Source organism: Pseudomonas sp. S2_B10 (genome assembly GCF_054668425.1).
Map to the genome: position 1 here is coordinate 5,030,848 of NZ_CP162768.1, position 24,034 is coordinate 5,054,881.

Genomic DNA, 24,034 nt, shown 5'->3' on the forward strand with positions numbered 1-24,034 from the left:
GAGGGAAAAACGCGTGCAAGAGTTAATCGAGTCGGTAGGACAACTTTCGGCTAAGCAAAGAAAGGCTCTGGCGGTTCTGCTCAAGCAGAAAGGCGTCAACCTCTTTGACATTGCCCCGGTTTTCAAGCGCACGGCTGAAGAGCCGTTGCTGCTGTCCTACGCTCAGCAGCGCCAGTGGTTCCTCTGGCAGTGGGCACCGCACAGCGCGGCCTACAACATTCCGACGGCCCTGCGCTTGCAAGGGCCGCTGGATGTGCCGGCACTGGAACGCAGCATTGCGGCGCTGATCGAGCGCCACGAAACCTTGCGCACGGTGTTCTCGCAAGACAGCGCGCAACCCTTGCAAGTGGTCCTGCCCGCAGGACCTTTTGCGTTGGAGATTCATCACCTGAGCGCTGATCTGGCGAATGACCCGGAGCACTCGATCCAGGCTTTCGTCCAGACCCAGAGCCAGAAGACTTTCGACCTGCAACACGGCCCGTTGCTGCGTGCCGCGCTGCTACAGGTCAACCCCGCTGAGCATGTGCTGGTGCTGACCCTGCACCACATCGTTTCCGATGGCTGGTCGCTGCAAGTGATGATCGAGGAACTGGTGCAGCTCTATGCCGGTTTCAACCTCGGTCACGACGCCGGTCTGCCGGCCCTGCCGATTCAATACGCCGATTACGCCTTGTGGCAGCGCCAGTGGATGGAGGCCGGTGAGCAGGAGCGGCAGCTGGCCTACTGGCAGGCAAAACTCGGCGGCGAACAACCGGTGCTGGAGTTGCCGCTGGATCGCCCGCGCGCGGTCGATCAAAGCTTCGCCGGCGCCAGCCATAACCTGATTCTTGATCCGGCGCTGAGCCATGCCCTCAAGGCCTTTGCCCGGCAGGAAAACGTCACCCTGTTCGTGTTGCTGCTGGCTTCGTTTCAGGCCTTGCTGCATCGCTACAGCGGGCAAAGCGACATCCGTGTCGGCGTGCCGGTGGCCAACCGTGGCCGAGTGGAAATCGAGCGCCTGATCGGCTTCTTCGTCAACACCCAGGTGCTCAAGGCGGACATCGACGCAGAGCTGCCGTTTGTCGAACTGCTGCGTCAGGTCAAACAGACCGCGCAGGAGGCGCAGGCGCATCAGGACTTGCCTTTCGAGCAACTGGTCGAAGCGCTGGAGCCGGGCCGCAGCCTCAGCCACAGTCCGCTGTTCCAGGTGATGTTCAACCACCAGGCCGAGCGCCGCGCAAGCGTCGCCACACGCCTCAACGGCCTGAACATCGAACCGCTGGAATGGCAGAGCCAGACCGCGCAGTTCGACCTGACCCTCAACACCACCGAGCAGGCCCACGGCATCGAAGCCGTGCTCAAGTACGCCACTGACCTGTTCGACGCAGCGACCATCGAGCGACTGGCGCAACACTGGACCGCGCTGTTGCAGGCGATCGTCGCCGAGCCGACCCGGTGCATCGGCCAATTGCCGATGCTCGACGCCGGCCAGCAGCAACAGCTGTTGGCGCAATGGAATCCGTCGCTGGTTGAACAACCGCTGACGCCGTGCATCCAGCAAGCCATTGAGGCCCAGGCCGAGCGGCATGCCGACGCGGTGGCCGTGACCTTCGCAGGACAACGCCTGACCTACGCTGAACTCAATCGCCGCGCCAACCAGTGGGCGCATACGCTGCTCGAGCAGGGCGTCGGCCCGGACGTGCGCGTCGGTGTGGCGGTGGAGCGTTCGCTGGACATGATCGTCGCCATTCTCGCGGTGCTGAAAGCGGGCGGCGCCTATGTGCCGCTGGACCCGAGCTACCCGGATGACCGCTTGAGCTACATGATCGACGACAGCGGTATTCAATTGCTGTTGACCCAGGGCCATTTGCTCGGGCAATTGCCGCTGCCGCCGGGGCTGATCTGCCTCGATCTGAATCAGGCGCCGGAGCACGGCATCGCAAGCAACCCGCCATGCCTGACCACGCCGGACAATCTGGCCTACGTCATCTACACCTCCGGTTCCACCGGCAAACCCAAGGGCGCGTTGCTGCCGCACGGCAACGTGATGCGCCTGTTCAGCGCCACCGCGCACTGGTTCGATTTCGGCGCGCAGGACAGCTGGACGCTGTTCCATTCCTACGCGTTCGACTTTTCGGTGTGGGAGATTTTCGGCGCGCTGTTGTACGGCGGCAAACTGGTGGTCGTGCCCCACGATGTCAGCCGTTCGCCAGAGGATTTCTACACGCTGCTGTGCGATGAAAACGTCACGGTGTTGAACCAGACGCCGTCGGCATTCAAGCCGTTGATGCAAGTCGCCTGCGAGTCGAGTCGCAGCAATGCCCTGCGTTACGTGGTGTTCGGCGGCGAGGCGCTGGAAGTACAGAATCTGCGCCCGTGGTTCGAACGTTTTGGCGACCGCGCGCCGACGCTGATCAACATGTACGGCATCACCGAAACCACCGTGCACGTGACCTACCGGCCATTGTCGCTGGCGGATCTGCAGAGCAATCACAGCAGCCCGATTGGCGCGCCGATTGTCGACCTGTCGTGGTACTTGCTCGACAGCTCGCTGAACCTGGTGCCGCAAGGCTGCATCGGTGAGTTGTACATCGCTGGCGCCGGTCTCGCCCGTGGTTATCTGAATCAGGCCGGAATGAGCGCCACCCGCTTCGTGCCCGACCCGTTCAATCGCAAGGCAGGCGAGCGCCTATACCGTACCGGCGACCTTGCACGGCTGCGCGGCGACGGGGTGATCGAGTACATCGGCCGTATCGACCACCAAGTGAAGATCCGTGGCTTCCGCATCGAGCTCGGCGAAATCGAAGCGCAACTGCTCAAGCATCCACAGGTGCGCGAAGCGGTGGTGCTGGCGGTGGACGGCCTCAGCGGTCAGCAACTGGCAACCTGGGTCGTGCCCGTCGAGGTAGTGAACGCGGACGAGCAGGGCGCCCTGCGCGATTCGATCAAGGCGCACCTGCGCGAAACCCTGCCCGATTACATGGTTCCGGTCAGTTGGGCGTTCCTCGACCGACTGCCGCTGACCGCCAACGGCAAGCTCGATCGCAAGCAGCTGCCGCAGCCGGACGTTGCGCAGGTGCAAGAAGCCTACGCGGCGCCGCGCAGTGAACTGGAACAGCGTCTGGCGGAGATCTGGCAGGACGTGCTCAAGGTCGAGCGGGTCGGGCTTCACGATAATTTCTTCGAGCTGGGCGGCGATTCGATCATTTCGATTCAAGTGGTCAGCCGCGCGCGGCAGGCCGGCATTCGCTTTACGCCCAAGGACATTTTTCAGCACCAGACCGTGCAGCGTCTGGCCACCGTCGCGCAACAAAGCGACGCGGTGCAGACGGAGCAGGGCGAGGTGCTTGGCGACGCACCACTGACGCCGATCCAGCAGTATTTTTTCCACAGCGACATCCCGGCGCGGCATCACTGGAACCAGTCGATCCTGCTGACCCCGGCGAAAACCCTGCAAGCCACTGCGCTGCAACAGGCCCTGGCGCAGGTGCAAAAACAGCATGACGCCTTGCGTCTGCGTTATCGCCAAACCGAGCAGGGCTGGCAGCAAAGCCACGGCGCGGCGGATCAGCCACAAGACTTGTTGCGCAGCTTTACGCTGGACGACAGCGCGGCACTGCCAGCGCTGTGCCTGGATCTGCAACGCAGCCTCGACCTGCACAACGGCCCGCTGATCCGCGCGGCGCTGGTCGATATGCCGGACGCCAGTCAGCGTCTGTTGCTGGTGATTCATCACCTGGTGGTCGATGGCGTGTCGTGGCGAATCCTGCTGGAAGACCTGCAAAGCGCCTATCAGCAGATCAGCAGCGGACAGAGCGTGCATCTGCCGGCCAAGACCAGCGCGTTCAAGGACTGGGGCTTGCGCCTGCAAGAACATGCGCGCAGCACGGCGCTGGCAAGCGAACTGGTGTACTGGCGCGAGCAGTTGCGCGACGTTCCGCTCGGTTTGCCGCTGGATAATCCGCAGGGCCAATTGAACAACCGCTTCGAACGCAGCGTCGACACGCGGCTGGACGCCGAACGTACCCGCCAATTGCTGCAACAGGCTCCGGCGGTCTACCGCACCCAGGTCAACGACCTGCTGCTGACCGCACTGGCGCGGGTGCTGTGCGAGTGGACCGCCAGCGACAGTGCGCTGGTGCAGCTCGAAGGCCATGGCCGCGAAGACCTCTTCGATGACATCGACCTGAGCCGCACCGTGGGTTGGTTCACCAGCATGTTCCCGGTGCGCCTGACGCCAAACGCCAGCCTGGAAACCTCGATCAAAGGCATCAAGGAGCAACTGCGCGCGATCCCCAACAAGGGCATTGGCTATGGCTTGCTGCGTTATCTCGGCACCGCCGAAGCACAAGCGGCACTCCATGAACTGGCGCAACCGCAGGTGACGTTCAACTACCTCGGCCAGTTCGATAACAACTTCGATGAAGACGCCTTGTGGCGGCCGGCCACCGAGGACAAGGGCGCCGGTCAGGACGCGAACGCGCCGATGGCCAACTGGCTGACCATCGATGGCCGGGTTTATCAGGGCCAGTTGAGCCTGACCTGGACCTACAGCAGCGACGTTTTCGAAGAGGCGACCATTGTCGGTTTGGCCCGTGCCTACGAAGTGGCGCTGAGCGAATTGATCGACCACTGCCTCAGTCATTCCGGGGGGCTGACTCCGTCCGACGTGCCGCTGGCCGGTTTGTCCCAGGCGCATCTGGACAGCCTGCCGATCGCCGCCCAGCGCATCGAGGACATCTACCCGCTGGCGCCGATGCAGCAGGGCATTCTGTTCCACAGCCTGTACGACGCGGATGCCAGCGCCTACGTCTATCAGATGCTGCTGGACATCGACGGCCTCGACGTCGCGCGGTTCCAGCAAGCCTGGCAACGGGTGGTCGATCGCCATGAAGTGCTGCGCGCCGGTTTCATCTGGGGCCGCGATGGCCTCGATGCGCCGTTGCAGGTGATCAACCGCCAACTGACCCTGGAAATGCCGGAAATCGATGTGCGCGATGCCGCCGATCTGCCGGCGGTGCTTGAAGCACGGGCGCAGGCCGACCGCGAACGTGGCTTCGATCTGCAGAATCCGCCGCTGTTGCGCCTGTGCCTGCTGCGCACTGCCGACGATCGCCATCGACTGATTTTCACCTGCCACCACATCCTCATGGATGGCTGGAGCAACTCGCGGATGTTCGGCGAGGTGCTGCAGGATTACGCCGGCCAGCCGGTGCCGAGCGCGCAGGGTCGCTATCGGGATTTTCTGGTGTGGCTACAGGGCCAGGACAAGGCGGCCGCGCAGGAATTCTGGCGCGGGCAACTGGCCGAACTCGACGAGCCGACCCGACTGGCCTCCGCCTGCCACGGACGCACCGTGCCGGGGCCGGGCAAACAGATGCATCGTCTGCATTTCGATGAAGCGTTGACCCAGCGTCTGAACAGCTTCTCCCGTCAGCAACAGGTGACCCTCAACAGCCTGGTGCAGGCGGCATGGCTGCTGGTGTTGCAGCGCTACACCGGCCAGGCCACCGTGGCGTTTGGCGCCACGGTATCCGGGCGTCCGGTGGATTTGCCGGGCATCGAAGAACAGTTAGGGCTGTTCATCAACACTCTGCCGGTGATCGCCAGCCCGCAGGCCACCCTCAGTGTGGGCGACTGGGTGCGCAGCGTGCAGGACAAGAACCTGCTGTTGCGCGACTACGAACAGACGCCGTTGCAGGACATTCAGCGTCTGGCCGCATTGAGTGGCGAAGCGCTGTTCGACACTTTGCTGGTGTTCGAGAACTACCCGGTGTCAGAAGCGCTGGAGGCCAATCCGGGCGGGCTGCGCTTTTCCGGTCTGGAGCATCGCGAGCAGACCAACTACGGTCTGACCCTGATCGCCGGCGCCAGCCAAGTGCTCAACCTCGATTTCAACTACCTCACCGAACACTTCGCCGAGCGCAGCGTGCTTGGTCTGGCGGCGCATTTGCGTGAAGTGCTCGAGCAATTTATCGCAGCGCCGCAGCGGGCACTCGGCGAGATCGGTCTGCTGCCGCTGGCCGAACGGCAGACGCTGGCGCAGTGGAACGACAATCACGCGGCTTATCCGGCCGAGCGGCTGATCTCGCAGAGCTTTGAAGCAAGGGTCGCAGCACATCCGCAGGCACTGGCGTTGAGTCATGCCGGCGTGGCCCTGAGCTACGGCGAACTGAACCGGCGGGCAAACCAGTTGGCCCGGCATTTGGTGACGCTGGGTGTCACCGCCGAAGTGCGCGTCGGCGTGGCGCTGCCGCGTTCGGCGGAACTGGTGATCGCCCTGATGGCGGTGCTCAAGGCCGGCGGCACCTACGTGCCGTTGGACCCGGACTACCCGGCCGACCGCGTGGCTTACATGCTCGACGACAGCCAGGCGAAAGTTCTGCTGACCCAGCAAGCGTTGCTGGCGCAACTGCCGTCCAGCGAAGCACACGTGGTACTGGTCGAGGCCGGCGGTGAGGCGTTCGCCGCGCAAGCGCCGGACAACCTGCCGGCGCACGCCCACTCGGCCAATCTCGCCTACGTGATCTACACCTCCGGTTCCACCGGCAAACCGAAAGGCGTGGCCATCGCCCATCGCAACGTACAGGCGCTGATTGATTGGTCCGCCGAGGTCTACAGCGAGGACGATCTGCAAGGCGTACTGGCCTCGACGTCGGTGTGCTTCGACCTGTCGGTGTGGGAGATTTTCGTCACCTTGGCGCGCGGCGGGTCCATGGTCATGGCGCGCAATGCCCTGGAGCTGGCGGACTTGCCCGAGCGTGATCAGGTGCGCCTGATCAACACCGTGCCATCGGCGATTGCCGCGTTGCAACGCATCGGCCAGATCCCGCCGGGCGTGCGCATCATCAATCTGGCCGGCGAGCCGCTCAAGCAGGCGCTGGTCGACACGCTGTACCGCGAGACTTCGGTTGCCCACGTTTACGATCTGTACGGGCCTTCCGAAGACACCACGTATTCGACCTGGACCCGTCGCGAACTCGGCGGCCAGGCCACTATCGGCCGGCCACTGCGCAACACCACCGCGTACCTGCTCGACGGGCAATTGCAGGCAGCACCGCTCGGCATCGCTGCGGAGCTGTATCTGGCCGGTGACGGCATCACCCGTGGCTATCTGTTGCGCCCGGGCCTGACCGCCGAACGTTTCGTGCCAAACCCGTTAGCGAGCAACGGCGAGCGCATGTACCGCACCGGCGACCTGACGCGTTTCATGGACGACGGCCGTATCGAATACGTCGGCCGCATCGACCATCAGGTCAAGGTGCGCGGCTTCCGTATCGAACTGGGGGAAATCGAAGCGCGTCTGCTGGCCCAGGCCAGCGTGTGCGAAGGCGTGGTGCTGGCGGTGGACGGCGTTGGCGGCCAGCAACTGGTCGCTTATGTGGTGCCGGCCGAGGCTGATCAGAGTCTTGCGCAACTGGACGCGCTGAGTGCTGAGTTGCAAGCCGCGCTCAAGGCGCATCTGCCGGACTACATGGTGCCAGCGCAGTGGCTGTTCCTCGAACAGTTGCCGCTGACACCCAACGGCAAACTTGATCGCAAGGCTCTCCCGGCACCGGACGCCAGTCAGGCGCAACGCGATTACGTCGCGCCTTCGACGGCGCTGGAGCAGCAACTGGCCGAGGTCTGGCAGGACATTCTGAAGATCGAGCAGGTCGGCGTGACCGACAACTTCTTCGCCCTCGGCGGCGATTCGATCATCTCGATTCAACTGGTCAGCCGCGCTCGGCAGCAGGGCATTTGCTTCACGCCCAAGGACCTGTTCCAGCAGCAGACGGTGCAGAAACTGGCCGCAGTGGTTTCGCTTGAAGACGCGCAATCCGCCAGCGTCAGCGACTACCCGTTGGCGCAATTGGATCAGGCGCAACTCGATGCCTTGCCGGTGCCGGCGGAACTGATCGAAGACGTCTATCCGCTCTCGCCGATGCAGGAAGGCATGCTCTTCCACACCCTGTCGGATAACGGCAGCAGCCTCTATGTGCAACAGGTCAGCCTGCCGATCAAGGGCCTCGACGTGGAGCGTTTCCGCCAGGCATGGGAATTCATCATTGTGCGGCAGGCGATCCTGCGCACCAGTTTCCATTGGCAGGATGGGCTGGCCAAGCCGTTGCAGGTCGTCCATCGCCAGGCGCCGCTGCAGATGCATGTGCTCGATTGGCGTGGGCAGGATTGCAGCGAGGCGGCGATTGCCGAATTCGCCAGCGCCGACCGCGCGCTGGGCTTCGACTTGTCCGAGGCGCGTTTGCAACGGGTGACCCTGCTGCAGCTGGGCGACGAGCAGTACCAGATGATCTGGACCAGCCACCACATTCTGATGGACGGCTGGAGCAGTTCGCGGTTGTTCGGCGAGGTCTTGCAGTACTACGCCACGGGCCAGGTGACTGGCGAAAACGGCCGCTATCGCGAATTCATCGCCTGGTTGCAGGCGCAGGATCAGGATGCCCAAGAGCTGTTCTGGAAGGCGCGTCTGGCGGTGGTCAACGAACCGACCGCGCTGAGTCAGGCGATGCACCCGCGTCATAGTGCCGACGTTACTGGTCACGATGCGCTCTATTCGAACTGGGACAAAGCGCAGACCGCGCGTCTGCTGGAGTTCTGCCGCGACTTGCGCATCACCCCCAACACACTGATTCAAGGTGCGTGGCTGCTGCTGTTGCAGCGTTATACCGGCCAGCAGACGGTGACCTTCGGCGCCACCGTATCGGGGCGTCCGGAAAGTCTGCCGAACGTCGGCAACATGCTCGGCCTGTTCATCAACACTTTGCCGATCATTCAGACGCCGCAGGCCGATCAGCGCCTGGCCGACTGGCTGGGCGAAGTGCAGGCCTACAACCTCGACATTCGCGATTACTCCCAGGCGCCGCTGGCCGATGTGCAGCGCTGGTCGAACCTCGGTGGTCAGGCGCTGTTCGACAGCATCGTGGTGTTCGAGAACTTCCCGATCGACGAGCGCTTGCAGGAAGAAACCGACACCGAGCTGACCTTCGGCAAATCCATCGGCCACGGCGTGACCAACGTGCCGATGGACCTTGCGGTGATGCTCGGCGACGAATTGTCGATCGAGTACCTGTACCTGCGCAGCCACTTCAGCGCCGAGGCGGTAGAAGGCATTCGCCTGACCCTGGAAAACACCCTCGCGGCGATGATGGCCGCGCCGTATGAGCGGCTGGGCAACTTGCAGCGTCTGTCCGCCGAACAATGGCAAGCGGCGCAGACCTGGAGCGCCGAGCCGGCGCACCGCCATGAACCTCGCCTGTTGCCGGAGTTGATCAGTCGTCATGCGCAACAGCAGCCCGACGCGATCGCGGTGCAATGCGCCGGCGAAAGCCTGAGCTACGCAGAGCTGGAGCGGCAGGCCAATCGACTCGCGCAGTGCCTGATCGCGCACGGCGCCGGGCCGGAAGTGGTGATCGGCGTGGCGTTGCCGCGCTCGCTGGAAATGCTGGTGAGCTTCCTCGCCGTGCTCAAGAGCGGTGCGGCGTACGTGCCGCTGGACATCGATTATCCGCCCGAGCGCTTGGCGTACATGATCGAAGATTCGCGCATGGCGCTGCTGCTGACGCAAACCAGCCTGCGCGCGACGTTACCGGCGCCGCATGGCGTGTTGCGCCTGGAAATCGATCAGCTCGATCGCAGTCTTTACAGCGATGCCGCACCGGTCTGCGATGTTCACGAGCAGAGCCTGGCGTATCTGGTTTACACCTCCGGTTCCACCGGGCGGCCGAAAGGCGTGGCCGTGACTCAGGGACCGCTGAGCATGCACTGCCAGGCGATCGCCGAGTTGTACGATATGGACGCGAGCAGTTGCGAGCTGCACTTCATGTCCTTCGCTTTCGACGGCGCTCACGAACGCTGGCTGAGTACGCTGTACAGCGGCGGTCGTCTGGTGATCCGTGACGGATGCCTGTGGACCCCGGAGCAGACCTATCAGGCCCTGCACGATTACGGCGTGACCATCGCCTGCTTCCCACCGGCCTATCTCAAGCAACTGGCCGAGTACGCCGCCGCCAGCGGCATTGCACCGCCACCGGTACGCATCTACTGCTTCGGTGGCGACGCGGTGCCGGAACAGACTTTCGAACAGGTGAAAGCGGCGTTGCGTCCGCAGTACTTCACCAACGGCTACGGCCCGACCGAAACCGTGGTCACGCCGATGCTCTGGAAAGTCGCCATCAGCCAGCAGTGCGAAGCGGCATACGCGCCGATCGGCCGCGCGGTCGGTGCGCGTTCGCTGTACGTGCTCGACGACGATCTGAATCCGCTGCCGCCGGGTTTCGCCGGTGAGTTGTACATCGGCGGTTACGGCGTCGCTCGCGGTTACTACGGCCGCCCCGATCTGACCGGCGAGCGCTTCGTGCCCAACCCGTTTGCCCCTGGCGAGCGCCTGTACCGCAGCGGCGATCTGGTGCGTCGTCGCCCGGACGGGGTGGTCGATTACGTCGGGCGCATCGACCATCAGGTCAAGGTCCGTGGCTTCCGCATCGAGCTAGGCGAAGTCGAGGCCAGCCTGCGTCAGTTGCCGGCGGTCAGCGATGCGCTGGTGATTGCCCGCGACAATGCCTCCGGCAAGCAACTGATCGGCTACGTGGTCACCGCCAGCGGTGAAGACATCGGCGATGAACTCAAGGCCGGGCTGCGCGCTTCGCTGCCGGAATACATGGTGCCGGCGCAGATCGTCTGCCTCAGCGCGTTCCCGGTCACGCCCAACGGCAAGCTCGATCGCAAGGCCTTGCCGGAGCCGGAGTTCAAAAGCGACGAATATGTTGCCCCGCGCACCGAGCAGGAACGCCTGCTGGCGGAAATCTGGGCGCAGGTGTTGCAGGTCGAGCAGGTCGGTATCAGCGATAACTTCTTTGAACTGGGCGGCGATTCGATCCTCAGCCTGCAAGTGATCTCGCGGGTGAGAAACCACCCGACCCTGCAGATGGAGCTGAAGCTGCGTGATCTGATGCGCTATCAAACCATCGCCGGCATCGTAGAGCAGCAAGTGGCGAAGGAGGGCGCCGGGCAAGCGTTGCCGGACCTGACTCAGGTCGCTGCAGAGGGTGCGTTCAATTTGCTGCCGATCCAGCAATGGTTCTTCGCCGAAGGCATGGCCGAGGCGCATCACTACAACCAGTCGTTGCTGCTCAGCGCACGTCAGCCGCTGGATCTCGATGCCCTGGAACAGGCGCTGGGCTTGATCGAACAGCATCACGATTCGTTGCGTCTGCGTTTTTCCAACGACGGCGGGCGCTGGTTGCAGCGCTATAGCAGCAGCGCGTCCGACGAGGCTGTGCTGTGGCGCCGTGAAGCGCAAAGCAGCGAAGAGGTCGAAGCCTTGGCCAACCTCGCGCAGCGCAGCCTCAAACTCAATGACGGGCCGGTCTGGCGGGTCATGCATGTGGCCTTGCCGGATGGTCAGGCGCGGTTGCTGGTGGTGATTCATCACCTGGTGGTCGACACCGTGTCGTGGCGGATTCTGCTCGACGATCTGAAAGTCGCTTATGAGGCGTGCGTGCAGGGGCTGGCGCCGCAGCTGCCGATTCGCACCAGCAGTTATCGTTCGTTTGCCGAGGCATTGCAGGCGCAGGCGCCGGTGATTGCCGAGCAGGAATTGAGCTATTGGCTGGAGCAACTGGATCAGCCCGGCGTTGATCTGCCGTGCGACAACCCGCGCGGCAAGAACCTCGTGCGGCAACAGGCGCAGGCGCGGCTCAAGCTGTCCCGCGAGCACACCGAACAACTGCTCAAACAGGCCCCGGCGGTGTACGGCACGCAGATCAACGACTTGCTGTTGTCAGCGCTCAGTCGCGCCCTGTGCCGCTGGAGCCAGCAACCGTCGGCGTTGATTCTGCTCGAAGGGCACGGGCGCGAAGACCTCTTCGAATCGATCGACCTGAGCCGCAGCCTCGGCTGGTTCACCAGCATGTTCCCGGTGCGTTTGCGCCCGGACAGCGACGACATCGGCCAATCGATCATCGATGTGCAGGCGCAACTGGCGGGCGTACCGCAGAAGGGCATCGGCTATGGCGTGCTGCGTCATCTGGCCGGGCCGGAAATCTCGGCGCAACTGGCTGCATTGCCGCAGGCACGGGTGACGTTCAACTACCTCGGGCAGTTCGACCAGAGCTTCGATGAACAGGCGTTGCTGGTGCCGGCACTGGAAGAGACCGGCGACAACTACAGTCTCAAGGCGAATCTGGGCAACTGGCTGGAAATTGTCGGCCAGGTCTATGACGGGCAACTGGCCTTGCGCTGCATCTACAGCAGCCAGCGTTACCGCGCCGGCACCATGGATGCGCTGATGAGCGATTACCAGCGCGAGCTTGAAGCGTTGATCGAGCATTGCATGGCGCGGGTGGGTTGATCGCCCGGTCTTTTGCGCGGGCGCTGCCCAGGCGCGCCCGTCTTATTGCGGATACAAGGATTTTTAACGATGTCGTTACACCCTGATCTGGAAGCTTTCCTCGACCTCGCTCAAGACAGCCAGGACGCCGGCCTGCCGGCCATGCACCAACTGACCCCGAGCGAGGCCCGCGCCACCTTCGAGCAGACCACCGCGCAACTGCGCTGGCCGGCGCCGCAGGATGTTGAAGTCACCGAGATCGAAACACAGGCCCGTGACGGTGCGGCGCTGGCGTTGCGTTTGTATCGGCCCAACGGTATTGAATCGCCGCTGCCGGTGCTGGTGTATTTCCACGGTGGCGGGTTTGTGGTCGGCAGTCTGGATTCCCACGACGGCGTCTGCCGCGAGTTTTGCCAGCGCACGCCGTGTGCGGTGCTCTCGGTCGGTTATCGACTGGCGCCGGAGCATCGCTTTCCGACAGCGCTGGAGGATGGCGAGGACGCTTTGGCCTGGCTGGCCGAAGAGGCTGCGAGCCTCGGCCTGGATGGTTCGCGCGTTGCGTTTGGTGGCGACAGCGCGGGTGCCACGTTGGCGACGGTGCTGGCGATTCAGGCGGTGCGGCAGCCGCACACGGTGGCTATCGCGCCGAAGGCGCAGTTGTTGTGTTATCCGGTGACCGATGCTTCGCGGGTGCATGATTCGCGGCTGTTGTTTGGCGAGGGGTACCTGCTGGAGAACGACACGCTGGAGTGGTTTTATCAGCACTACGCGCGGGGGCCGGAGGATTATCTGGATTGGCGTTTTTCGCCGTTGCTGGCGGAGGATTTGCGTGGGGTGGCGCCGGCCATTGTCGTATTGGCGGGGTTTGATCCGTTGCTGGATGAGGGGCAGGCTTATGTCGACAGGCTGCGTGGGCAGGGGGTTGAGGTCGAGGTCGAGATTTGTGCCGGGTTGACTCATGATTTGTTGCGGTTGGGGGCGGTGGTGCCTGGGGTTCTGCAGGTTTATTCGAGGGTGGGTGGGGCGCTTGCGCGGGCTTTTTGGATGGGGTGAATATCCGTTTTTTTTGGTGTTGCTGCTGGCGGTTTCGCCCTTACGGCGACTTACTTTTTTACAAGCGCCAAAAAAAGTAAGCAAAAAACGCTAGCTCCTGCGTTCGGCCCTCGCAGGCTCGGGTTCCTTCGCTGCGGGATCGATCCGGGCGCAGCGGCTCCGGTTTGCTTCGCTGCACCTACACTCGCTGTGTTTGGCTGCGCCAAACGGTCGCTGCGCTCCCACCCCCGGATCAATCCCTCCACTCAGCCTTCCGACGTCGCCGGTGGATCAAAAGCAAGATCAAAAGCACTCGAGCTAACGCTCATTGTTGAGTGGTGAAAAGCGTGTGGTCTGCTTTGGATCTGTGTTGGATTCGCCCCTCACCCCAGCCCTCTCCCGAGGGAGAGGGAGCCGATTTGCGGGCTTTTCAGAATCTGCATTCGACTCGATATCGCAAGTCGGCGTATTTCGCCTGAACACCTCGGTCAGTCCCCTCTCCCTTCGGGAGAGGGCTAGGGTGAGGGGCTTTTGCTCTGGCTTTGGCTTTTGCTTTTGATCTTTTGCCCCTTCGGCAGGCTTCGTTACGGGATCGATCCGGGGGTGGGAGCGTAGCGACCGTACGACGCAGTCGTACACAGCGAGTGTAGGTGCAGCGAAGCCAACCGGAGCCGCTGCGCCCGGATCGGTCCCGTAACGAAGGTACCCCGAGCTCCAGCGAGCGGGCCGTACGCCGGGGCAAAGCCTTTTTGGTTACTTTTCGCTGGGCCGGCATTCCGGCGTTTGGAAAAAGTGACCCGCCGTAAGGGCGGAACCCTAAGTAGCCTTCACCGCAGCAACGGATATGCCCCCCAATCCCAAAAACCAAAAAGCCCCGCCAAAGCGGGGCTTCCACACAACTAAGAGCAATCAGAAATCAGCCTTCACCGACATCACAAAATTGCGTGGATCCCCGTAGAAGTTACCGAACCCCTCGGTACCAATAGTCGCGTAATAACGTTTGTCGAACAGGTTATTGCCGTTCAACGCCACCGACCAGGTGTCATCAATCCGATAACCAATGCGACCGTTCCAGACCGCATAACCCGCGCCGTCGACATTGTCCCCGCCCAGAGGCGAAACCCGGTAGGTGCCCGTCTGCGCATTGACACCCGCACCAATCGTCACACGGTCCAGCGGCCCGCTCAGGGCGTAATCACCCCAGACGCGCAACAGGTGACGCGGCACGTAGGAGTTGTAGACCGCGCCATCCTGAGTGGCATCGGCATCTTCCAGCACCTTGGTCTGGGTGTAGGTATAACCGGCCAACAGTTGCAGGCGGTCGATCACTTCACCGCTGACTTCAGCTTCAAAGCCCTGGGCGCGGACCTTGCCCGAGTTGATCTGGCACGAACTGTCTTCGCACCGCAGGTCATCCTGGGCCGCGTCTTTCTGGATGGTGCGGAACAGGTTGAACGTGGTGTTCAGACGACCGTCGTACCACTCACCCTTGATCCCCAGCTCGTAGCTCTGGCCAATCAGCGGCTTGAGCGTGCTGCCGTCGATGGTTTTGTACGAGCCTTGCGGGGTGAAGATGTCGGTGTAGCTGGCGTAGGCGGTCAGGTTGTCGTTGAGGTCGTAGAGCAGGCCGGCGAAGGGCGTGACCTGGCCGGTTTCGGTGGACTGGGTGTTGACCTCGGTGCCTTCGCCACGGAAGTACTGCACCGAGTCAGTGTCGGATTTGTACCAGCTGACCCGGCTGCCGAGTACCAGGGTCATCGGGTCGGCGAGTTTCAGGCGGGCGATCGAGTAGGCGCCGTATTGCTTGATGTGCATGTCCACCGGGCCGCCACGGGAGGCGTTGGCCAGGTAGTAGCTTTCATCCGGCTGCGGGATGTTGTGGTTCGGGTTGAACACGTTCTGGCGCTGTGGCAATGCCGCCACCGCGTAGAAGTCGTCCTTGTGCGAACGGCTGGCGTTGGCGCCGACGATCAGTTCGTGCTGCTGGCCGAAGGCGTCGAATTTGCCATCGACGTAGGCATCGAACCCGTAGTCGCGCTGATCGTAATCATAGGTACTGCCGAGCATCAGCGTGTTGGTGGCGGTGGCGCCCAAGGGCACTGTGCCGCTCGGGAAGGAATATTCCATGTCCTGAGTGTTGCGCGAGTACACGCCGGCGACTTTCAGCGACCAGTCGTCGTTGAACTGGTGTTTGACGTCGGCGAAGTAGGTGGCGCGTTTGCTGCGCTGGTTGTTCCACGAGGTGTTCAGGCAGGTGGAGCGTTTCAGGTGCAGGTCGGAGCCGTCGGCGTAGCGCGGCAGGCCGCCCCAGCACGGGGTGGCGTCGACGTCTTCATAGGCCATGCCCAGACCGAGGGTGGTGTCAGGGCTGAGGTCGAAGTCCAGGGCGCCGTAGTAGATCTGGTCGCGGCGTTCAGCCACATCGTAGAAATACTTACGGGTCTGCTGGGTCACCACTGCGCGGCCACGGACAGTGCCGGCGTCGTTCAGCGGTCCGCCGGTGTCGACCTGGCCGCGGTAGTTGTCCCAGGTGCCGGCCGACAGCGACAGCTGCGTGTGCGGGGTGTCCTGGCCGCGCTTGCGCACGAAGTTGACGCCGCCGGCGGTGCCGCCCGCGCCTTTCATCATGCCGGCCGCGCCGCGGAGGATTTCCACGCGGTCATAGATGGCCATGTCGCTGTTGAAACTGTCCGCCTGCACGTAGCTGCTGCCGATGTCCAGCGGCACGCCGTCGTACTGGTACTGGCCGGTCATGCGGAAACCGCGCGAGTAGAAATATTTGCCGCCCATGGGCGAGTCGTAAACGGTGATGCCCGGGGTCTTCTCCATCACCTGTTCAATGGTGTTGAGGTTCTGGTCATCGAGCATCTTGCGGGTCATCACCGTGACCGACTGCGGCGTTTCCTTCAGCGAGTGCACGCCTTTGCCGATGGTCACGCCGCCGGTGGTGTAGGAGTTGCTGCCTTCGGTGGTGGCGCCGAGGCGGTTGGCGTTGACGTTGGTCGGCGCCAGTTCCATCGCGTTGCCGCTGGTGGCCGGGCCGAGCACGGTGACGGTGTTGCCGTCACGCTGATAGCGAATGCCGGTGCCGCTGAGCATCGCCTTCAGTGACTCGTCATCCTGGTAGCGGCCGTTGAGGGCGCTGGAGCGCAGGCCTTGCAGGCTTTCCGGGCTGTAGATGATTTGCAGGCTGGTCTGCTGACCGAGGGTTTGCAGGGCCTGGGCCAGCGGTTGGGCCGGGATGTTCAGGGTCCATTCCTGGGCCTGGACATACGGCGCTGCTGCAAGGGTCAGTGCCAGACCCAGGCCGCTACCGGCCAGGCGTGTGCGGGTCGCGCCGTGCATCAGCAGGGCTCGAGTCAGAGGGCGAAGCATGAAACGGGATGCGGACATGAGGTTAAGACCTTGGCAGGTATAGTTGTTAATGGTTCTTATTCATCTCATTAAGACGAGGAAGCCGCGGCAAACCGGAAAAGTTTTTTCTCCGGCCCGGTCGCGGCTGCCTCGATCAAGCGGTTTGCAGTTCGCTTCTGACCTTGCCGGCCTCCATGCGCACCAGTTGATCGGCGACGTCGAAGTAACGGTCGTCGTGGGAAATCACGATGATGGTTTTGCCCAGACGCTTGAGGTCGGGCAGCAGCTCGGTATAGAAAATCCGCCGGAAGGTCGGGTCCTGATCCGCCGCCCATTCATCGAACACCAGCACCGGGCGCTCTTCGAGCCAGGCGTTGACCAGTGCCAGGCGTTTGCGCTGGCCGGTCGACAGGTCGGTAGTGCTGAAGGCGCCGTCGCGCACGCTGACCTTGTGCGCGATCTCCAGACGTTCGAGGTAGCGGGTGGCATCCTGCGGCACTTCACGATCGCCCTGGATCAAGTCATCGAACAGGTAGTAGTCGGCGAAGATCGTCGTGAAGTTCTGCCGGTAGTCATCGCGATTGACCGCAGTGATCGGCTTGTCGTTAACGCGGATTTCGCCCTCGGTCGGCGCGTACAGGCCCAGCAGCAATTTGATCAGCGTGGTCTTGCCGCAGCCGTTCTCACCGACGATAAACACAATGTCGCCCTGTTCGATGCGCAGGTTCACCGGGCCGAGGCGGAACGGTTCGCTGCCTTCCACGGGCGGGAAGGCGTAGCGCACGTTGCGCAGTTCCAGGCTGTTGACGGCGGCTGGCTTGCTGCCCTGATCCTGCAGCAACAGGTGCGGTTCCGGTGAGGAGAACTGTTCGCTGAGTTCGGCGATGCGACGGAAGGCAATCTGCGCGCGGCTGATGATCGGCAGGGTGCTGATCAGGTGCTCCAGCGGCCCCTTCATGTACAGCAGCACCAGAACGAAACCGCTCATCACCGCTTTGTCGGCACTCGGCCACAGCGATTGCAGGGCCAGGGCCATGCCGATGACCACGAAGAACAGCATCGAGCCAAACGACTTGGCGATGACGAAGGTGTTGATCGATCTGATCTGGGTGTCGCAGATTTTCTCGGCGGTTTTCTGAATGCCGGCGACGAACATGCGCTGACGACGCGGGCGGTGAATGCGCAGTTCCTTGGCGCCTTCGGCAATTGCGTTGTAGTGCTTCTGCAGTTCGTCTTCGGAATCGCGGGCGGCGTAGAAACCGCGCATGCCTTTGGCCCGGGCGATGGCCTGGATGGTGGTGCCGATGGCGATGGCCACCAGCATCATCAGGAACATCGGCCACGACAGCATGGCCAGATAGCCGAGACAACCAAGGGTCACGGTCATGGAGATCGCCAAGGGCGCGAAGGCGAAGGCGAAGTCGCTGATGGTGTCGACGTCGTGGGTCAGCACCGGAATCAGGCGATGGCTGCGATAGCGTTCGATCTGGTCGATCGGCGCCGACAGGACTTTCTCCCCCAGCTCTTTGCGCAGTTTGGCGATGATGTGCTGGCCTACGTAGTTGGTGCCGATGTCCGACAGGATCGTGGTCAGCAGGGCCAGAGTACATAGGCCGGCGAAGATCATCACCACCGTGCGGGTCAGGCCGTCATCGGAATGCAGGGCGTTGTTGATGGTCGCCAGCAGCACGGTGACGCTCAGGCCGCCGAGCATGCCGAGCACGATGGACGCCGAGACGATCAGGCGGAAGGGCTTGAGCAGGGCGAACAATTCGTTGATCGCCCCACGCGTAGGCTTGGTCATGGAGGATTCCTGCTTCGATGCGGAGGGAGTGCCGGTACTTAAGGAAAACGAATGGTCGGGTAGTTTCTTTAACTGAGCGCAGGCGTGGCTGCGCTCGTCGAGGGCGGGATCAGAGGTCGCGTACTACGCGGAAGCCCAGCCAGTCGCCCTTGCTGGTCGGCCAGCTGCTGTTGCGGTTGCCCGAGCGCGAGAAGATCGGCGCCTCGCCCCAGTCATTGCCGCGCATGACCTGGCGTTCGCAGTTTTCCTGGGTCCATGGGCGACCGTCGGCGGGCACGCCGGAGTAGTCCGGGTGGTAGCAGTCGGCGGTCCATTCGTAGACGTTGCCGTGGGCGTCGAACACGCCAAACGCATTGGCCGGGAAGGTGCCGGCCGGCGAGGTGAAGTTGTAGCCGTCGGCTGCGCCGTAAGTGTTGGCGTGCCTGGAAATCTGGTAATCCTTGCCCTCATCGAACGGGAACGGGAAAGGCCCGGTGCTGCCGCCCCGGGCGGCGTATTCGCGGATCGATTCGCTTTGCAGGCGATAGGCGTGGCCGGTCTTTTTCGACAGCCAGTCGATGTAGCCCTGGGCTTCGGCGACGTTCATGCACACGGCCGGGTCGCGTGGCGTCTGTTTGAATTCCGGCTTGCCGGCGGTGCAGCGGCGGCCGGGGCGGTCATCGAAGTCGTAAGGTTTGTTGCCGGTCTCGCGGACATAGGCGTCCCATTCGCCCACCAGCACCTGCGAGCGGCTGATAGCGAATGGTTTGCTGAACGTCACCGTGTGCAGCGGGCCTTCGTCGGGTTGGCGGCCGACTTCATCGTCCGGCGTGCCCATGGTGTAGCTGCCGGTCGGCAGCACGACCATTTCCGGGCAGTCCTTGCAATCCTTGAACACTTTGCCCGCAGCGGGTGCTGTCGCCGCGTGCGCGGTGCCGGGCAACAGGGCAGCGCAGAGGGCGCTTAGCGCCAGTGCGGGCAGGGCTTTGGAGAGGAGTGACGCGTGAGGCTTTTTCATGGGTCGTCTCTTTGAAAGGAAAACGGCAGTCGAGGGTCAGGCACGCAGCTTGGTGCCGAGGATGTCCATGAAGCGATCCACTTCGGCTTCGCTGTTGAGCAAGCCCGGCGCGGTCCGAATCACCGGCCCGACGTCGCGGCTGACCGCGTCGCAGATCACCCGGTTCTGCATCAGCCAGGCAGCTACTTCATCGCTGTCCTGGCCCTTGATCCGGAAGAAGGTGAAACCGGCGGAGAACTGCGAGGCGAGCGGGGTGACCAGTTCGATGTTGCGGTGCTCCTGCAGGCGTTGCTTGAGGTAGCTGTTGAGCTGATGAATGCGCGTCTGCACCTCGGCCTTGCCCAGCTGCAGGTGCAACTTGAAGGCTTCGTCCAGCGCCCAGCGATGCTCGAAGGCGTGGTAGCCGCCCGGGGTCATGATGGTCGAGAAAGCCGTGGCCTCGGAGAAGGTCGGCACGCTGGGGCTGACGTATTTCAGTTCTTCGGTGCGGCTGCAGACGATGCCGGTGCCGCGCGGGCCGAACATCCATTTGTGCGTGCCGGCGATGAAAAAGTCGCAGTTCATCTGCGGGAAACTCAAGTCGTCGACACCGAAACCGTGCACACCATCGACCACGTAGATCAGCCGATCCTTGTCGTCGCGCTGGCGGTTGTGCTCGTCGACCAGCCGCGAGATGTCGCTGATCGGCAGCTTCACGCCGCTGCCCGAATGCACCCAGGTCATGCCCAGCACACGGGTTTCGGGGCGGATGTTGCGATTGATCGTGTCGAGCACCTGATCCAGAGAAATGCTCTGCGGGGTTTCGAACAGCTTGAGTTTGCGCACGCGCGTGCCGTCACGACGGCTGCGGAAATCGAGAATGTTGCGCGTCGAATAATGCTCGTGAACCGTGGTAAGAATTTCCTGGTCCGCGCGCACCTGTACGCTGCCGTAGATCATCGCCAGGCCTTCGGTGGTGCTGCCGGTCAGGGCGATTTGCGCCGGTTTGGCTTGCAGATACTGGCCTGCCCAGTGGCGCACGTTTTCTTCGCGCTTCTCGGTGACGCCCAGATCCCAATCCATCGCCAGACCCGGATTCAGATCCAGCGCCGCGCGATGGCGTTCGATCGCTTCGCGCACCGGTTTGGGGTGCGAGGTGACGAGGAAATTGGCGAAGTGAATCGCCTGAGGATCCTGATCGAACATTTGACGCAACTGCGCCCATTTGTCCCGCGAGGCAGTCGGCACGGCAGCGACGGCCGCCGGTGTAGTCAGGCTGGCGCCCAGGGGCAGGGCGGCGGCGAGCAGGCCGGCCTGCTTGAGGAAAGTGCGACGATCGGTCATGGTCGCGCCACCTCCTGGCGCGACGCCAGCGCCGGTTTCGCGGCTTTTTGTACCTGATCCCAGACGCGCATGAAGTTGCCGCCCCAGAGCTTGGCGATGTCCGCTTCGGAGTAGCCGCGCTGCAGCAGTTCGGCGGTGACGTTGCGAATCTCGCCGACGTTTTCCCAGCCCTTGATGCCGCCGCCGTCGTTGAAGTCCGAGGCGATGCCGACGTGGTCGATACCGATCTTGCGCACTGTGTAATCGATGGCGTCGCCGAAGTCCTTGAGGGTGGCTTTCGGTTCTTCTTCGAGGATCGCGTAGAGGCCGCTGGCGTATTGGCCGAGCTTCTGTTCCGACCAGGCGGTGATGATCGGATCGCCCGGCATCAGTGCCATGGCCAGATTGGGCAGTGGCGGCAGATCGAAGCGCGCACGCAACGCATTGAGTTTGTCCTGCGTGCCCTGGGTCAGCGGTTTCAGGTACTGCGAGAAGGCGACGACTTGCACCACGCCGCCACTGTTTTTGATCAGTTGCAGTTCTTTGTCGCTGAGGTTGCGCGGGATATCCACCGCCGCCCGGGGCGCCGAGTGCGAGGCCACCAGCGGTGTACGGCTCAGTTCGGCGACTTGCTCGAGGGCCTTGGTCGACATCTGCGAAACGTCGATGATCACGCCCAGATCGTTCAAGCGCTGCACCGCTTGTTTGCCGATGTCCGACAGACCATCGAGGGCGTCGGGCGAATCATTGAAAAACGGCAGCGGCCGCGACGAGTCGGCCCAGCTGTTGTTGCCGATGTAACTGAAGCCGAACATGCGCATGCCGCGCCCGGCCCACAGGTCGAGCTTGCTCAGGTCATTGCCCAGCGGGTAGGCGTTGAGCATGCTGATGAAAATCGCAAACTTGCCTTCGCCATGCAGGCGGCGGAAATCATCCGGCGTGTAGGCGATGCCGGCCTGATTGGGAAAGTCGCGGACGATCCCGGAAATGATCTTGTAGCGCACCTCCTGCTGATTGCGCGCTTCTTCGACAAAACCCTCGGTCGGACGGTGCGGGGCATTCGGGCCGTTCCACATTTCCGGCCAGCCGAACACCGTCAGCGCGGCGCCGGACAGGCGTCCGCGATTGGCCTTGATGAGGTCGAACTGGCCCGAGCCATCCTTGTCGGCTTCGTGGTCGTGGCTGCCGAAACTCAGCGGTACGGTGATGTGGCTGTCGAACGACAGCAGGCGATCCTGCAACTCCGTCGCCTGTTTCATCACCTTCACCGGATAGCCGGGGTTGTTCAGGTAATCCCAGGCCAGAAATCCTGCGCCGGCACTGATCGCCAGGGCCAGCGGCAGGCCGATGAATAGAGCCTTTTTCCAACGCGGTTTTGTCATTGCCATCTCATTCAGGTTCGCCGTCGAGGTACAGGCGCAGGGGCCTTTGCTATCTGGGAAGAACGAGTGGCTGAACGGCTAATTTAGGTGTGCGTTACAAATGCCCGGCGGCGGCGCAGGGATGTTTTGCCGGCGGCGTAAATTTCCCCGCCGAGCAAACGTTCTAGCTTGGATAAAGCCTGCTTCATGGCTGACACAGGTAGGGCAATGACGATCTCTCGACGCTGGTTCATGGCGGGCATGGCACTCACGGGCGCCGCGCTGCCTGCCGCTTTTTATGCACATCGTGAACTGACTCGCGAGGAGTTTCCGATCACCCCGGGCGAGGCCACGGTCGATCTGGCGGACACCGCCGGGCAACAGCTGGCGGACAATTTGCGTGGGGTCTGGGACATTCGCTTTACCGGTGCGGCGGCCGGGCTTGATGGTTTGCCGGCGCAAGGCCTGGAACTGTTTCTCGACATCGCCCACCGTGGTCGCGGCCTGCGCGGTTATCTCGACACCGGAGCGAATCTGCGTGCCGAAGGGCCTGTGCGTTATCAAGTGATTGGCGATCTGGCACCGGGCAACGGCGCCGAGATGTATTGGCGCCTGCTGCGCACCGATGCGCCACTTGCACCGCCGGTGTATGAATTCAAAGTCAGACTGGATGAGGTCTGGGCGGCGTTCGGCAATGCCGGCAGCGCCACGTTCACCGGGCAAGTGCTGCGTCTGAATCGGCCGTTGGCGTTGCCCGAGCTGGACAATCAATTCATCGCTATCAAGCGGCGTTTTCCCGAGGCCCGTGAACGCACCGGGCTTAATCCGCAACTGTTGGCTTGGCTGGTGGCTCCCGAGCATCGGTTGTTCCACCAGCTCTGGCACGCCACCCGCGACAAGTGGCACAAGCTCTCGGAGAAAAAACGCGAAGCGCTACGCGGCATCGGCTGGCAGCCCGGGCCGCGTGACAAGGAGCGCGACGCCCGTGGGCCAAGCAAGGATCGCAATGGCTCGGGCGTGGATTTTTTCTTTATGCACCGGCACATGCTTGGCATCGCCCGCTCGATGCAGGATTTGCCTTCCTGGCCGGCGTTCCCGCAGCCGCAGCCTGAGCTGGAGCGGGACCGACAGGGATTCGCCCGCTATTTCGACAATCACGACGGCAATTCCCTGCCGCCGACCTGGCTGGCCGAGGGCGATGACGAGTACACCAAGTGGGTCAGCGACATCAAAGCGGCGGAGACTTTTCAGAGCAATTTTCTGGTTTGGGAATCGCAGTACCGTGATCCGCGTTATTTGTCGAAACTGACGCTTGGCCAGTTCGGTTCGGAAGTCGAACTGGGCCTGCACGACTGGCTGCACATGCGCTGGGCTTCGGTGGCGCGTGACCCATCCAACGACATTCCAGTGCCGATGGCGCGCGATCAGGCGGACTTCGCTGCGCGCTGGTATGCGCCGGAAAACGACTTTCTCGGTGATCCGTTTTCCTCCCATGTGAATCCGGTGTTCTGGCGTTTCCACGGCTGGATTGATGACCGCCTGGAAGACTGGTTCCGCGCCCATGAACGTTTTCACCCGGGCGAAGTGAGCCGTCTGGAAGTCAACGGCGTGCCGTGGTTTGCGCCGGGACGCTGGGTGGAAGTCGCCGACCCCTGGCTCGGCCCCGACACCCACGGCTGCAGCACCGTGCCCGGCCTGCAAGTCGGACGCTCAGTGGAGATGGACCCGGAGACCATGAAGCTGGCGCTGCGTATCACTTTTGGCGACGAAGACAACATGACCGAGCTGTTCCGCAAAGTCCCGCAGCGCCCTTGGTATGCGCGGCACCTGAAGGTCAAGGGCCGACAGCTTTAGATTGGTTCAACACATACTCTGAA

General features: G+C 62.8%; 8 protein-coding genes. 3 read left to right on the forward strand and 5 right to left on the reverse strand.

The genetic code is table 11. The features are described from left to right. Positions 1-13 precede the first annotated feature (13 nt). Complete coding sequence (locus AB4O45_RS22465; RefSeq protein ID WP_460160563.1) at positions 14-12,328, forward strand: non-ribosomal peptide synthase/polyketide synthase; 12,315 nt, start codon at positions 14-16, stop codon at positions 12,326-12,328. A gap of 69 nt (positions 12,329-12,397) precedes the next feature. Further along, a complete protein-coding gene (locus AB4O45_RS22470; RefSeq protein ID WP_460160564.1) occupies positions 12,398-13,360 on the forward strand; it encodes an alpha/beta hydrolase in 963 nt (320 codons plus the stop codon). 888 nt (positions 13,361-14,248) lie between these two features. Here the strand turns inward: AB4O45_RS22470 and AB4O45_RS22475 are convergent. From AB4O45_RS22475 to pvdM, 5 genes are all read right to left on the reverse strand, one after another. After that, a complete protein-coding gene (locus tag AB4O45_RS22475) occupies positions 14,249-16,732 on the reverse strand; it encodes a TonB-dependent siderophore receptor (protein ID WP_177342708.1) in 2,484 nt (827 codons plus the stop codon). 115 nt (positions 16,733-16,847) lie between these two features. Then, positions 16,848-18,497, reverse strand: a complete 1,650-nt coding sequence (locus AB4O45_RS22480) for a cyclic peptide export ABC transporter (protein WP_460160565.1) — start codon at positions 18,495-18,497, stop codon at positions 16,848-16,850. Between the two features lie 109 nt (positions 18,498-18,606). After that, positions 18,607-19,494 (reverse strand): dihydropyoverdine dehydrogenase, encoded by an 888-nt coding sequence (pvdO, locus tag AB4O45_RS22485; protein ID WP_258707871.1) that lies wholly within the window; start codon positions 19,492-19,494, stop codon positions 18,607-18,609. 36 nt (positions 19,495-19,530) lie between these two features. Then, a complete protein-coding gene (gene pvdN / locus AB4O45_RS22490; protein ID WP_460160566.1) occupies positions 19,531-20,817 on the reverse strand; it encodes a pyoverdine-tailoring periplasmic protein PvdN in 1,287 nt (428 codons plus the stop codon). Beyond that, a complete protein-coding gene (pvdM, locus tag AB4O45_RS22495; RefSeq protein ID WP_460142963.1) occupies positions 20,814-22,178 on the reverse strand; it encodes a pyoverdine-tailoring dipeptidase-like protein PvdM in 1,365 nt (454 codons plus the stop codon). Before pvdM ends, pvdN begins: the two co-directional genes overlap by 4 nt. A gap of 207 nt (positions 22,179-22,385) precedes the next feature. On the opposite strand from pvdM, the gene pvdP reads away from it, so the two are divergent. Beyond that, entirely contained in the window at positions 22,386-24,011 is a 1,626-nt protein-coding gene (pvdP, locus tag AB4O45_RS22500; RefSeq protein ID WP_252887636.1) for a pyoverdine maturation tyrosinase PvdP, read from the forward strand. Positions 24,012-24,034: the final 23 nt, after the last annotated feature.

Excerpts from the sequence above, each read along its gene's own strand:
- AB4O45_RS22475 (WP_177342708.1), bottom strand. The coding sequence starts at position 16,732 with ATGTCCGCATCCCGTTTCATGCTTCGCCCTCTGACTCGAGCCCTGCTG.
- pvdN (WP_460160566.1), bottom strand. The coding sequence starts at position 20,817 with ATGACCGATCGTCGCACTTTCCTCAAGCAGGCCGGCCTGCTCGCCGCC.
- pvdP (WP_252887636.1), top strand. The coding sequence starts at position 22,386 with ATGACGATCTCTCGACGCTGGTTCATGGCGGGCATGGCACTCACGGGC.
- AB4O45_RS22480 (WP_460160565.1), bottom strand. The coding sequence starts at position 18,497 with ATGACCAAGCCTACGCGTGGGGCGATCAACGAATTGTTCGCCCTGCTC.
- pvdM (WP_460142963.1), bottom strand. The coding sequence starts at position 22,178 with ATGACAAAACCGCGTTGGAAAAAGGCTCTATTCATCGGCCTGCCGCTG.
- pvdO (WP_258707871.1), bottom strand. The coding sequence starts at position 19,494 with ATGAAAAAGCCTCACGCGTCACTCCTCTCCAAAGCCCTGCCCGCACTG.
- AB4O45_RS22470 (WP_460160564.1), top strand. The coding sequence starts at position 12,398 with ATGTCGTTACACCCTGATCTGGAAGCTTTCCTCGACCTCGCTCAAGAC.